This is a genomic window from Pseudoxanthomonas sp. SL93 (assembly GCF_026625825.1).
GTDB lineage: Bacteria > Pseudomonadota > Gammaproteobacteria > Xanthomonadales > Xanthomonadaceae > Pseudoxanthomonas_A.
The window spans coordinates 2905882-2919070 of the sequence record NZ_CP113065.1 but is presented as its reverse complement, the minus strand read 5'-3'; the positions used below and the strand labels follow the sequence as shown (position 1 = coordinate 2919070).

Annotated in this window: 13 protein-coding genes; 9 read left to right on the top strand and 4 right to left on the bottom strand. The window is 67.9% G+C overall.

Annotated elements, in window-relative coordinates; genetic code table 11:
• The first annotated feature begins 24 nt into the window (after positions 1-24).
• The 6 genes from rpmH to OVA13_RS13645 all read left to right on the top strand — a co-directional run bounded on the left by rpmH (position 25) and on the right by OVA13_RS13645 (position 5960).
• Complete coding sequence (gene rpmH, locus OVA13_RS13670; protein WP_097123437.1) at positions 25-165, top strand: 50S ribosomal protein L34; 141 nt, start codon at positions 25-27, stop codon at positions 163-165.
• An 88-nt stretch (positions 166-253) separates the two neighbouring features.
• A complete protein-coding gene (gene rnpA, locus OVA13_RS13665) occupies positions 254-694 on the top strand; it encodes a ribonuclease P protein component (RefSeq protein ID WP_267791016.1) in 441 nt (146 codons plus the stop codon).
• A gap of 13 nt (positions 695-707) precedes the next feature.
• The gene (gene yidC / locus OVA13_RS13660; protein ID WP_267791015.1) at positions 708-2417 is read left to right on the top strand and encodes a membrane protein insertase YidC; all 1710 of its coding nucleotides are present in this window, start codon (positions 708-710) and stop codon (positions 2415-2417) included.
• Positions 2418-2504: 87 nt separating this feature from the next.
• A complete protein-coding gene (gene mnmE, locus OVA13_RS13655; RefSeq protein ID WP_267791014.1) occupies positions 2505-3848 on the top strand; it encodes a tRNA uridine-5-carboxymethylaminomethyl(34) synthesis GTPase MnmE in 1344 nt (447 codons plus the stop codon).
• 330 nt (positions 3849-4178) lie between these two features.
• On the top strand, positions 4179-5183 hold the full coding sequence (locus OVA13_RS13650; protein ID WP_267791013.1) for an energy transducer TonB: 1005 nt from the start codon (positions 4179-4181) through the stop codon (positions 5181-5183).
• Between the two features lie 459 nt (positions 5184-5642).
• Entirely contained in the window at positions 5643-5960 is a 318-nt protein-coding gene (locus OVA13_RS13645) for a hypothetical protein (RefSeq protein ID WP_267791012.1), read from the top strand.
• Between the two features lie 59 nt (positions 5961-6019).
• On the opposite strand, the gene OVA13_RS13640 is transcribed toward OVA13_RS13645, so the two are convergent.
• From OVA13_RS13640 to OVA13_RS13625, 4 genes are all read right to left on the bottom strand, one after another.
• Positions 6020-7201, bottom strand: coding sequence for an ABC transporter permease (locus tag OVA13_RS13640; RefSeq protein WP_267791011.1), 1182 nt, complete (start codon positions 7199-7201; stop codon positions 6020-6022).
• Complete coding sequence (locus tag OVA13_RS13635) at positions 7198-7944, bottom strand: ABC transporter ATP-binding protein (protein ID WP_267791010.1); 747 nt, start codon at positions 7942-7944, stop codon at positions 7198-7200. The genes OVA13_RS13640 and OVA13_RS13635 overlap by 4 nt, the downstream gene beginning before the upstream one ends.
• Positions 7945-7999: 55 nt before the next feature.
• Positions 8000-9505 carry an alpha/beta hydrolase gene (locus OVA13_RS13630; protein WP_267791008.1) on the bottom strand — a complete coding sequence of 502 codons (1506 nt, stop codon included), beginning with the start codon at positions 9503-9505 and terminating at the stop codon, positions 8000-8002.
• Between the two features lie 96 nt (positions 9506-9601).
• Positions 9602-10423, bottom strand: a complete 822-nt coding sequence (locus OVA13_RS13625; RefSeq protein WP_267791007.1) for a ferredoxin--NADP reductase — start codon at positions 10421-10423, stop codon at positions 9602-9604.
• A 36-nt stretch (positions 10424-10459) separates the two neighbouring features.
• Here OVA13_RS13625 and OVA13_RS13620 point away from each other — a divergent pair, with 36 nt between their 5' ends.
• The 3 genes from OVA13_RS13620 to panE are packed head-to-tail and all read left to right on the top strand — an operon-like array spanning position 10460 to position 13175.
• A complete protein-coding gene (locus tag OVA13_RS13620; RefSeq protein WP_267791006.1) occupies positions 10460-11431 on the top strand; it encodes an ABC transporter ATP-binding protein in 972 nt (323 codons plus the stop codon).
• Positions 11428-12237 carry an ABC transporter permease gene (locus tag OVA13_RS13615; RefSeq protein WP_267791005.1) on the top strand — a complete coding sequence of 270 codons (810 nt, stop codon included), beginning with the start codon at positions 11428-11430 and terminating at the stop codon, positions 12235-12237. Before OVA13_RS13620 ends, OVA13_RS13615 begins: the two co-directional genes overlap by 4 nt.
• A complete protein-coding gene (panE, locus tag OVA13_RS13610) occupies positions 12237-13175 on the top strand; it encodes a 2-dehydropantoate 2-reductase (RefSeq protein ID WP_267793536.1) in 939 nt (312 codons plus the stop codon). The genes OVA13_RS13615 and panE overlap by 1 nt, the downstream gene beginning before the upstream one ends.
• Positions 13176-13189 lie beyond the last annotated feature (14 nt).

Sequence of the window (13189 nt, the reverse complement as noted above, 5' to 3'; positions counted from 1 at the left end):
CCCGCCAACACGCCCGAGGGCCCCATGGCCACCAAGCGCACTTACCAACCCAGCAATCTGAAGCGCAAGCGCGACCACGGTTTCCGTGCCCGCATGAAGACCGCCGACGGCCGCAAGATCCTGTCGCGTCGCCGCGCCAAGGGCCGCAAGCGCCTGACCGCCTGATGGCTTGGCCGCTCTCCGCGGCCAAAGCTTCAATGCGTTCACTGCATCACCAGGAGCCCGCGCGTCCACGTGCGGGCTTCTTGCTGAAATGAGCACCGGTTTCCCGCGTCACGCGCGGGTACGGGCACGTGCCGACTATGCGCGCGTGTTCGAACAGGCCCGCCGCACCTCCGACCCGCTGATGAGCCTGCACTGGCTCGCCGGTGACGCGCCCGCGCGCCTGGGCCTGGCGGTGTCGCGCAAGGTGGATACGCGTGCCGTCATGCGCAACCGGATCAAACGCCAGCTGCGCGAACACTTCCGCCAGCTGCGTGCGCAGCTGCCCGGCGGCGACTACGTCATCGTCGCGCGCGCACCGGCGGCCAAGGCCACCGCCTCGCAGCTGCGTGCCACGTTCGTGCGCGTGCTGTCGCGTGCCGGCGCATTGCCGCCACCGGCGGCGGGCGGCACAATGCCGCCGGGCTTGAATTCCCCCGCGCCGCCACCCACTCCTTCTTCTTCGACCAAACCGGTATCCGACGCCGGTTGAGACCGCCTGCCTGATGAACCAGACCCGTGTATTCCTGATCTTCGCCTGGCTGATGGTGGCCACCCTGCTGTGGATGGAGTGGGGCAAGGAGAAGGCAGCGCCCGCCGCGCCGGCGGTGCCTGCCCAGACAAGCGTGTCTCCCGGCAGCACCGTGCCCGCCGCGACCACGCCGAGCGCGGCGACGTCGGGCAGCGTTCCGAGTGCCCCGACCGTCGCGCCCATGCCGGCCGCTACCGCCCAGGCCGCGGTGGCACCGCGGGTCACCGTGAAAACCGATGTGCTGCGCCTGGTGCTGGATGGCGGCAGCGTGCTGGAAGCCGACCTGCTGCACTATCCCCAGAGCAGGACGCCGGGCAGCGGCCCCGTCCGTCTCTTCAGCGAAGACCCGCAGCATTTCTATACCGCCGAGAGCGGCTGGGTCAGCAACGCCGCGAAGGCGCCCGATCACCATGCCTTCAGGCCCGAGAACGGCGCCGGCGACGTGGTGCTGCCCGACGGCGCGGACAGCGTCAGCGTGCCCTTCGTGTGGCAGGGTCCCGACGGCGTGACCATCCGCCGCACGTACACCTTCAAGCGCGCCAGCTACGAGATCACGGTCCAGGACCAGGTCGTCAACGCCGGCGCGGGCACCTGGCAGGGCACCGTCTACCGCCAGCTGCTGCGCACGCCGCCGCAGATCAAGAGCGGCATGACCAATCCGGAATCCTTCAGCTTCAACGGCGCCACCTGGTGGGACAAGGACGGCAAGTACCAGCGCCGCAAGTTCGACGAAGACTATGTGGAAGACGGGCGCGTGGACCAGCAGGTGAAGGGTGGCTGGATCGCGATCCTGCAGCACCACTTCTTCAGTGCGTGGATTCCCAGCACCGACGACACCACCGTCATTTCGCTGGACAACCCGAACAATGGCGCGCGCGCGCTGATCCGCGAGATGGGCCCTGGCGTCAACGTCGGCCCCGGCCAACAAGCCACCACCACCGCGCGCCTGTGGGTGGGTCCCAAGCTGGTCGACAAGATCCAGGCGATCAACGCGCCCGGCATCGACCGCGTGGTCGATTACAGCCAGTTCGCGATCCTCGCGCTGCTGGGCCAGGGCCTGTTCTGGGTGCTGAACTTCCTGCACGGCTTCATCGGCAACTGGGGCTGGTCGATCATCGGCCTGGTGATCCTGGTCAAGCTGGTGCTGTATCCGCTGTCGGCGGCGCAGTACAAGAGCTTCGCCAAGATGCGCAAGTTCCAGCCGCGCATCCAGCAGCTGAAGGAGCGTTACGGCGACGACAAGCAGAAGTTCCAGGTCGCCATGATGGAGCTCTACAAGAAAGAGAAGATCAACCCGATGGGCGGCTGCCTGCCGATCCTCGTGCAGATGCCGGTGTTCCTGGCGCTGTACTGGGTGCTGGTGGAAACCGTCGAGCTGCGGCAGGCGCCGTGGTTCGCGTGGATCCAGGACCTGACCGCGCGCGACCCGTACTTCATCCTGCCGATCCTCAACATGCTGGTCATGTGGCTGACGCAGAAGATGACGCCGGCGCCGGGCATGGACCCGATGCAGCAGAAGATGATGCAGTTCATGCCGCTGGTGTTCGGCGTGATGATGGCGTTCTTCCCGTCCGGTCTGGTGCTGTACTGGGTCACCAACGGCGCGCTGGGCCTGCTGCAGCAGTGGTGGATGACCAAGCGCCACGGCGAGCCGGCCACGCCGAAGACCAGCGTGGCGAAGTAATCCCGCTCCCCGCAACGCCACGAAGCCCGCCGCCAGGCGGGCTTCGTGTTTCCGGTACGCTAGCGTCCCTTCCTTCCACCGCACGCCATGACCGTCGCTCAGGACACCATCGCCGCGATCGCCAGCGCACCGGGAGCCGGTGGCGTGGGCATCGTGCGGCTGTCCGGCCCCGCGGCGCTGCGCATCGCACGCACGCTGTGCGCGCGCGCGGCACTGACCCCGCGCCACGCACACCATGTGCGGTTCCATGACGCCGACGAGCGCATCATCGATGACGGCATCGTGCTGGCGTTCCCTGCGCCGCGAAGCTTCACCGGCGAAGACGTGGTGGAACTGCAGGCGCATGGCAGCCCCGTCGTGCTGCAACACCTGGTCGCGCGTGCCTGTGCACTGGGTGCGCGGCCCGCGCGCCCCGGTGAATTTTCCGAACGTGCCTTCCTCAACGGCAAGCTCGACCTGGCCCAGGCCGAAGCCATCGCCGACCTGATCGCGGCGGCCGATACGCGTGCCGCGCGCGCGGCGCGGCGATCGCTGGACGGCGTGTTTTCCCGTCGGGTGGATGCGATCGGCGCACAGCTCATCGCGCTGCGCGTGCATGTCGAAGCCGCCATCGATTTCGCGGATGAATCGCTGGACACGCTGGGCGGACGCCAGGTGCGCGACCGGCTTGCCGCCGTACAGGCCCAGCTTGCGCAACTGCTGCAGGAAGCCGAGCGTGGCCGCAAGCTGCGGGACGGATTGCATGCGGTCATCGTGGGTCCACCGAACGCCGGCAAGAGTTCGCTGTTGAATGCGCTCGCCGGCAGCGACCGCGCCATCGTCACCGACGTGGCCGGCACCACCCGCGACACGCTGCGCGAGACCATCCGCCTGGACGGGTTGGAGCTGCATCTGGTCGACACTGCCGGGCTGCGCGACGGTGGCGACGCCATCGAGCGCGAAGGCATGCGGCGTGCCCGCGCGGAGCTGGAGCGCGCCGACGTCGCGCTGGTCGTGGTGGACGCGCGCGACCAGGACGCCGGCCGTGCCGCCGTGGCCGCGGAGATCGCGCGCGTGCCCACCGTGCTCTGGATCCACAACAAGGTCGACCTGCTGCCCGTCCCGCCGGACGACACCCCGCACGTGGTCCATGTCTCCGCAGCGCACGGCCTCGGCCTGGACCGACTGCACGACCGCTTGCGGGCGTTGGCAGGCGACCACGCGGGCGAGGGCAGCGACGGCGAATTCTCGGCGCGCGCGCGCCATGTCGAAGCCCTGCAGCGCGCGCTCGAGCATGCCGGGCACGCCGCCGCCCAGCTGGAACACGAGCACCTGGAGCTGGCCGCCGAAGAGCTCCGGCTGTCGCACGACGCACTGGGCGAGATCACCGGCCGGCTTTCTCCGGACGACATGCTGGGCCACATCTTCTCCACGTTCTGCATCGGCAAGTAGGGCTCCGACGCCGACCGCATCGCCGATCGTCGCGCGCCGGCGCGCACCGACGCAAAACTGTGACCAACATCAAAAGATTGTGGTTCGTGGCCGGCGTACTCTGGTGCCCGGGTAGGGGTACCCGGTCGGCGCACGGGCGGATGTCCGCCTCGGGCCGGCATCACGAAGGTCAGGCTGGCGCCAGCCGGGAAGGCAGTTGCAATGGCGTGCCCGCACGGCGGGCGACATCGCAAGTGCATGCCATGGTTGACAAAAGCGCCCGGATGACGCGTTCTACGCGCATTGGGGAATGCCGTCATCATTCGAAGAGCTTTTGGGGGAGTTGAAACGATGTCCTTAGTCTTTATGTCCCGGCGCGCGCGCCTCGTTGCGCCGTTGTTGCTGGTGGTCGCCGTGGCGGCCTGTTCCAAGAAGGAAGATGCGGCTGCGCCCGCCGCGGGCACTGCTGCCACGCCCGCCGTCGCCACGCCACCACCACCGGCGGTCTCCGCCCAGGTGCAGGCGATGGACGCCGACGCGCTGCGCGAAGCCGCCACCAAGGCGCTGCGCGAGAACCGCATCTACGCACCCGGTGGCGACAACGCCATGGAGTACTACCTGGCCCTGCGCGACAAGCTGCCCAATGATCCGGGCGTGACCAGCGCGCTGACCGACCTGCTGCCCTACACGCTGATCGCCGCCGAACAGAGCATCGCCCGCGAAGAGTTCACCGAAGCGCAGCGCCTGTCCGCGATCATCGAGAAGGCCGACCCGAAGGCGCCGGCGTTGCCGCGCCTGAAGCAGAGCATCGCGACCTCGCAGGAAGCCGTGGCGCAGCGCGCCGTGGATACCGAGGCCAAGACCAAGGAACAGGAAGAAGCGCGCCTGAAGGAACAGCAGCGCCTGGCCCAGGTAGCCGAGCAGCAGAAGGCAACCGAAGCCGCCGCCGCGCAGCAGCTCGCGCAGCAGCAGGAAGCCGCCCGACAGGAAGCCGAACGTCGTGCGGCCGCCGAACGCACGGCCGCTGCGCAACGCGAAGCCGCCGAACGCGCCGCCGCCGCCACCCGTTCCGCCGCGCCGGCCGCTGCCTCCGCAACCGCGGCGCAGTCGCTGCGTGCGGTCAGCACGCCCGCCCCGCGCTACCCGCCGGAAGCACTGCGTTCGGGCACCAGCGGCGAAGTGCTGGTGGAAATCACCGTGGGCACCGATGGTTCGGTCACCAACGCCCGCGTCGTGCGCGCCACGCCTGCGCGCGTGTTCGATCGCGAAGCACTCAACGCCGTGCGTCGCTGGAAGTTCGAACCGTTGGACTCGCCGGTCACCACGCGTCGCACCATCGGCTTCAGCCCGGGCTGATACCGCGACAAAGCGCGAAAAAAAGAGCCGGCCATGCGCCGGCTTTTTTCATGGCGGAGAAGAAGGGGAAGCATGTGGACGGCATGCGCGTCGTCGCACCTCGATGCGAGGTGGTGCGTTGCCGTAGACAAGCGACACCGCTGTTTACCGTGCGCCGCCCGCATCGCGGGCGACCGACGAACTCATGTCCAAGGAAGGATTACATGACGCATCTGCCTGTTCCCTTCACACTTTCTTTGCCGTCCTGTCGGCACCCGCCACGGCGACGGAAGCCGGCCAGGGGTACGGCCGCGTCGAGGCCGGCCCCAGCGACCTGTAACCCAGCGCCGGTGGCCAGCGCATCGATGACACCGACACCGCCTGTGGCCTGCGCGCGGGCCATCATTTCCACCCAGCTTCGCGGTGGAAGGTTTCTGCTCGATCCTCGGCGACCGTTCGCTTGAAGGCGCGTCCTGCGACATGGATGCCGCTGGCGTGGGCGTGGTCGGCAAGAAGAACTTCGGTGCCGGCAACACCGGCTTCTTCATTGCCGGACGCGCATGCGTGCAGAGCGTCAACACCAAGTTCAGCGCCGGCGGCTACCGTCTTCGCGAACGTTCCACCCAGCCTTGCGTGGGCGTGGGCTACGACTTCGACCACCACAACGGTCTGAGCCTGAACTACGACTACGACCGAGGGCGACCTGTTCAATGCCGACGTGAAGGCACAGGCGCTGACGTCGGGTTACGAGGACCGGTTCTGACGCGGGTGGCGCCCAGGTCGCCGACGCATTCCTAAAAAAAAGAACGGCCACCTGCAGGTGGCCGTTCTCTGGTGCAGCACTCACCGGAAGCCGCTTATCCCGCGACAGCCAGTTTCTCCTGGTGGTAACGGCGCACCGCGGCGAACCACAGCACGGCGGCGACGCCGAAACCCGCCGCCAGGTAGATGGCCCACGTCTGCGGCCCGATGTACTCGTTGCGGATCACCTTCAGCAGCATCTGGTTCTGCGCCAGGAACGGCACCGCGAACTGCCACGGCTGGCTCTTCAGCGGGTTGGCCATCAATGCGAACGTGGGGATCATCGGCAGCAGCATCAGCCAGGTCATGTGGCTCTGCGCTTCCTTCATGCTTTTGGCCGAGGCCGCAAGGTAAGTCAGCAGCGAGGTGCCGACGAACAGCATCGGCACCAGGATCAGCAGCATCTTGCCCATCGCCAGGAACGACACGTTCAACTGACGTCCCAGCGTGCCGGCGAACTGCGCGCTGAACTTGAATGCCAGCAGTGTCAGCAGCAGCGTGCCCAGGCCGATCACGCAGGCGGCGGCGATCTTGCCGCTGACCACGGCACCTCGTGGTGCCGGGGTCGCCAGCAGCGGTTCCAGAGATTGCCGCTCGCGCTCGCCGGCCGTGGCATCCAGGATCAGGTAAGCGCCACCGATGAAGGACGTCAGGATCAGCAGGTAGGGCAACAGCACCGACAGCAGTACGCCCTGCTTGGCTTCCGGCGTGGCCAGGTCCTGCAGGCCGATGTTCACCGGACGTGCCACCGAGGCATCCACGCCGCGGGCGAACAGTCGCAGTGCGCCGACCTGCTGGCTGTAGCCGCCCAGCGCGGCCTGCAGCCGTTGCGTGGGAATGTCGGCGTCGCGACGCGTGCTGTCGCGGATGATCTCCACCAGCGCCGGCCGTCCATTGCGCCAGTCGCTGGCGTAGTCGGGGCTGATGCGCAGGGCGACGTCGATTTCCTGCGAGCGGATCGCCGCATCCAGGTTGGCTGGCGGCTTGGTCGCGGTGATGCCGTTGGTGGCCAGGAACTTCACCAGGTTGGGCGCGTGCTCCGCGCCCATCACCGGGACTTCCAGCGTCTTGTCCACCTGGGTACGGATGCGGTTCTCGGTCAGGTAGCCCATGCCCAGCATCAGCGCGGGATACAGCAGCGGGCCCAGGAACAGGGCGAGCGCCAGCGTCCGGCGGTCGCGCGACAGGTCGCGCAGTTCCTTGCGCATCACCGTGGAAACGGTCGAAAGAATGCTCATGCCAGCAGGCCCTCCTCGGAGCCGATCACCTTGACGAAGGCGTCCTCCAGGTTGTCCTCGCCCGCCTGCGCACGCAGTTCGTCGGCGGTACCGGCGGCGACCACCGTGCCCTTGGCGATGATGATGATGCGGTCACACAGCGCGGCGACCTCCTGCATGATGTGGCTGGAGAAGATCACGCAGCGTCCTTCATCACGCAGCTGCCTGAGGAAGCCACGCATCGCGCGCGTGGTCATCACGTCCAGGCCGTTGGTCGGTTCGTCGAGGATGACGTTGCGCGGGTCATGCACCAGCGCGCGCGCGATGGCGGTCTTGGTGCGCTGGCCCTGGCTGAAGCCTTCGGTCTGGCGATCGAGGATGTCGCCCATGTCCAGTGCGTCGGACAATGCCTTCGTGCGCTCGGCGATCTGCTTCGACGAAAGCCCGTGCAGCTCGCCGAAGTAGGCGATGTTCTCGCGCGCGGTCAGCCGCTTGTAGACGCCGCGTGCGTCGGGCAGCACCCCCAGGGCGCGGCGCACCGCGACCGGGTCGCGCGCGGCGTCGATGCCGTCCACGGTGACCTGCCCGCGGTCGGGCGTCATCAGCGTGTACAGCATGCGCATGGTGGTGGTCTTGCCGGCCCCGTTGGGACCCAGCAGCCCGGTGATCTGTCCGTCGTGGGCGGTGAAACTGACGCCGCCCACCGCGGTGACCAGTCCGGTCTTGGTCTTGAATGACTTGTGCAAGTCGTTGGCGATGATCATGGGGTGGTATCTCGTCGGGAAGGAAGGGAATCCGGGAAGCCGCGCGCGGGGCGACTCATGGTTCCCAGCCGTTGAAACTGGTGAAGGGCGGTACGTAATCCAGCGAGTCCAGGCATTTCGCATCCAGTCCCTTCGCATCCGCGCTCTCCAGGAAGCGCGCCAGCAGCTTGGGCATGCAGCCGATGCTGAAGGTGCCGTGGCCTTGGCCCTTCAGCACCAGATGGCGGCCGTTGGGCAGGTTGCGCACGATCTGTTCGCCATAGCGGGGCGGAGTGACCGGGTCGAGTTCGCCGGACAGCAGCAGGGCCGGCAGGTCCGATGCCCACGGCGTGTGGAAGTCCGCAGGCCGTTTGCCCGTGGGCCATGCCGAGCACTGCACTTTCAGGTAGTCGCCCAGCGTGTTGCCCAGCACCGTGTCGCTGTCGTCGGGATTGGGTTGCAGCAGGTCGGCATCCTCCGCGCAGATCACCGACAGCTGCATGCCATGCATGAACTGGTCGCCCATCTGCGTCTCCAGCACTTTCGCCAGCGACATCAGGGAGCCGTAGCGGCCCTGGTTGGCCTCGTTCAACACCAGCGGCAGCAGGGCCGCCCCCTGCGGGTAGTACGAATACATGCGGGTGATGCTGGCCACCGTGCCCGGCGTGACCTGCCCGCTGGCCAGTTCGCCGGTGGACGGATCGCGGTACTCGGTCTGCACCGGTGCCGCCGCCAGCCGCGCCATCAGGCTCCGCAACTGCTCGCGCAGGTCGCCGCCGAACTTGTCCCTGCAGGCCGGCGTGGCCTGGCAACGCTGGAACTGCAGGGCCAGCGCGGCATCCAGGTTGCGCGCATGTTCGCTGCCCAGCGCCAGTTCATTCGGCACCACGCCATCGATGAGCACGCTGCGCGTGTGCTGCGGATGGCGCATCGCGTACTGCTGCGCCACGCGGGTGCCGTAAGACGCGCCCACCACGTTGATCTTCTCCGCCCCCAGCGCGGCGCGCACGCTGTCCAGGTCGCGCACCGCATCGGTGGTGGTGTAGAAGCGCGGGTCGGCCTTCAGCGAGGCGGCGCAACGGCGCGCGAACTCGATCGCAGCGGCTTCGCCAGGCGCCTGTTCGTCGCCGTAGGCGTTCCTGCCCTCGTCGTCCTTGCATGAGAGTGGATTGGAGGCGCCGGTGCCGCGCTGGTCCACCAGGATGAGGTGGCGCGACTTGCGCACCTCGCGGAAGGCACCGTCGATGGCGGGCCATACTTCCACGGCCGACTGGCCCGGGCCGCCCGCCAGGAAGAACACCGGATCGTCGGTGGCCCCGCCCTCATTGGTCGCGGGCAGCCAGGCGATGTTCAAATCCACCTTGCGCCCGTCCGGCCTGGCCGGATCTTCCGCCACGGGGAGCGTCGCGCACTGCGCCTCCACGTTGGTGGTCAGGTAGGGCGATGTCAGCGTGCAGGGCTTGAACGCGATGTCGCCGTAGTGGCGCACGGCCTGCTGGCCAGCCTCCTGCGCCGGTCCACTGCAGCTTGCCAGCAGCAGCAGGCCGAGCGCGGCGGCAGGTGAACGAAGGGGTAGTGCCATGGTGTCTGTCCCGGATGAATGCTGTCGTCAGCATGCCATGACGGGGCAGCGCGCCGGATGTGACCGACGCGATGGCGAAAAGGAAGGGCCGTCGGCCTACTTGCTGCTGACGTACTTCTCGCGGCGGATCTGAGGCACCGGCAGGCCGTGCGTCTTCAGGGCCTCGAAGCAGGCGTCCACCATGTTCGGGTTGCCGCACAGGTAGGCGATGTCGTTGGCGGGATCCGGTGCGAATTCGTCCAGGAACTGCTGCACGTAACCGTGGCGGACGTCGGCGTGCGGGTTTTCCGGCAGTTCGCGGGAGAAACACGGCACGAAACGGAAGCCGGGGTGGCGATCGGCGAACGCGCGGAATTCATCGCCGTAGAGCAGTTCTGCAGGCGTGCGCGCACCGAACAGCAGCACGACTTCGATGCCGCGCTCGGCCATCAGGGTTTCCAGCTGCGGCAGCATGGCGCGGTAGGGCGTGACGCCGGTACCGGTGCCGATCAGCAGGTAGCGCCGGTTCTGGTCGCCCGGCATCAGGCAGAAACGGCCATACGGGCCACTGGCGTCCACATGGCCGCCTTCCGGCAACCCCTCGAACAGCGCCGTCGCCGCGCCTCCGGGTACATAACTGACCGCGATCTCCACCGCTTCGCCCGGCCCCATCGCGTGGTCGTGGATGGTCGCCAGCGAGTAGCTGCGCTTGGTGCTGGTGCCATCGGCGTACTGGAAGTGCACCTGGATGAACTGCCCCGGGATGAAATCCAGTGGCTGGCCGTCGTCGCGGACGAAGGTGTAGTGACCGACGCTGGGGGCCAGCATGCGGCGCCCGACGAGCTTCAAGGGGAAATGGACGATGGCCAAGGGAGGCGGGCTGGAACACTGTGTGTGCCGGGGCCGGCCCGGCGGGACGCCTATAATAAGCGCTCGCATCCACCCGGGCGTCTTCGCGGCGCCACAAGGTACCCCATGGCGTCCGCAACATCCGTACCGGCCTCGGCTCCCGCGCTGGCCATCACCGACCTGCGCAAGGTCTACGACACCGGCGTGCAGGCCCTGAAGGGCGTGTCGCTGCAGGTCGATCCCGGCGATTTCTTCGCCCTGCTGGGCCCCAACGGCGCCGGCAAGTCCACGCTGATCGGCATCGTCAGTTCGCTGGTCAACAAGAGCGCCGGGCAGGTGAAGGTGTTCGGCACCGACCTGGACCAGGACCGCGACGGCGCGATGCGCCTGCTGGGCCTGGTGCCGCAGGAGATCAACTTCAACATGTTCGAGAAGCCGCTGGACATCTGCGTGAACTACGCAGGGTTCTACGGCATCCCGCGCGCCGAAGCGCTGGTGCGGGCCGAAGAGGAGCTCAAGCGCGCCCAGCTGTGGGAAAAGGCCAACGTCATGAGCCGCACGCTGTCCGGCGGCATGAAGCGCCGGCTGATGATCGCCCGCGCCATGATGACGCGCCCGCGCCTGCTGATCCTGGACGAGCCCACCGCCGGCGTGGACATCGAGATCCGCCGCGGCATGTGGAAGACGCTGAAGGACATCAACGCCGCCAGCACCACCATCATCCTGACCACGCACTACCTGGAAGAGGCCGAAAGCCTCTGCCGCAACCTGGCCATCATCGACCGCGGCACCATCGTCGAACAGGGCCCGATGCGCCAGCTGCTGGCCAAGCTGGACGTGGAAGGCTTCCTGTTCGACATCGATGGCGAACTGCCGGCGCAGCTACCGGTCATCGAGGGCACCACGATGGTCGCCACCGACGGCCACACGCTTGACCTGGACATGCCGCGCGCGATGGACCTCAACCGCGTGTTCGCCGCGCTGGGCGACGCCGGCATCCGCGTGCGCTCCATGCGCACCAAGAGCAACCGGCTGGAAGAGCTGTTCGTGCGCCTGACCGGCGACGAAGCCGCCGCCAAGCGGGAGCAGGCCGCATGAGCGCCCTCCATCCGCAGGAAACCAGCCAGACCACGCCGCTGCAGAAGAACTTCGTCGCGCTGGGCACCATCGTGCGCCGCGAAGTCAACCGCATCCTGCGCATCTGGGGCCAGACCCTGGTGCCGCCGGCCATCACCATGACGCTGTACTTCCTGATCTTCGGCGGCCTGATCGGCAGCCGCATCGGCGACATGGGCGGCTACAGCTACATGGAGTTCATCGTGCCCGGCCTGGTGATGATGAGCATCATCCAGAACAGCTACGGCAACATCAGCTCCAGCTTCTTCGGCGCCAAGTTCGGCCGCCACGTGGAAGAGCTGCTGGTCAGCCCGATGCCCAACTGGGTGATCCTGCTGGGCTACGTGGCCGGCGCGGTGCTGCGCGGCCTGATGGTGGGCACCATCGTGCTGGTGATCGCGATGTTCTTCACCAAGGTCCGCATACCGCATCCGCTGGTGACCATCACCACCGTACTGCTGGGCGCGACGATCTTCTCGCTGGCCGGTTTCGTCAACGCGGCGTACGCGAAGAAGTTCGACGACATCGCCATCGTGCCGACCTTCATCCTGACCCCGCTGACCTACCTGGGCGGTGTGTTCTACTCGGTCAAGCTGCTGCCGCCGTGGGCCGAGGCGCTGACGCACGCCAATCCGATCTTCTACATGGTCAACGCCTTCCGCTACGGCCTGCTGGGCACCAGCGACGTGCCGCTGTGGGTGGCGTACGCGCTGATGATCGGCTTCGTCGTCGCGCTGGCTGCGCTGGGCCTGTGGCTGCTGAAGAAGGGCGTGGGGCTGCGCAGCTGATGCGCGTGCTGGTGCTCGGCGCCGGCGGCACCGGCGGCTATTTCGGTGGCCGCCTGGCACAGTCGGGCGCGGACGTGACCTTCCTGGTGCGGCCCGCGCGCGCCGCCCTGCTGCGTGAGCACGGGCTGCGTATCGACAGTCCGTTGGGCGACGCCACGTTGCGGGTCGACACCGTCACCGCGGAGGAACTGCCGGCGCGCGTGGCGCAGGCGCCCTTCGACCTGGTCCTGCTGAGTTGCAAGGCGTACGACCTGGACAGCGCGATGGACAGCATCGCGCCGGCGATGGACGCGGGGGCCGACGTACTTCCGCTGCTCAACGGACTGCGCCACTACGGCCTGCTGGATGCGCGTTTCGGTGCCGACCGCGTGGCGGGCGGGCTGTGCTTCATCAGCGTGGTGCTCGGCAGCGCGGGCGAGATCCGCCATCTGGGCACGCCGGCGTCGATGACGTTCGGCGAACGCGAGGGTCAACCCGCCAGCGACCGCCTGCAGCAGCTCGCGCGCCTGTGTGCAGGCGCCGGCATCGACCATGCGTACACCGACCGCATCGCGCAGGCGCAGTGGGTGAAGTACAGCTTCCTCACCGCATTGGCCGCCGCCACCTGCGTCATGCGGGCCCCCATCGGCGTTGTCATGGCGGGCGAAGGCGGGCGCGCGTTCGTCACCGCGCTGTATGCGGAATGCGTCGCGGTCGCGGCCGCGGCCGGACACCCCATTGCCGCCGCCGCGCAGGCCACCGCGCTGGAGACCCTGACCCAGGCCGGCTCGCCGCTGAAGGCCTCCATGCTGCGCGACCTCGAGTCCGGTCAGCGCGTCGAGGCCGCACACATCGTCGGCGACATGGTGCACCGTGCCGAAGCGCATGGCATCGCCGTGCCCCGGCTGCAGGCGGCGTGGGTGCACCTGCAGGCCTACGAGACGCAACGTCCGGCGTGAACCACCCGTCGGAT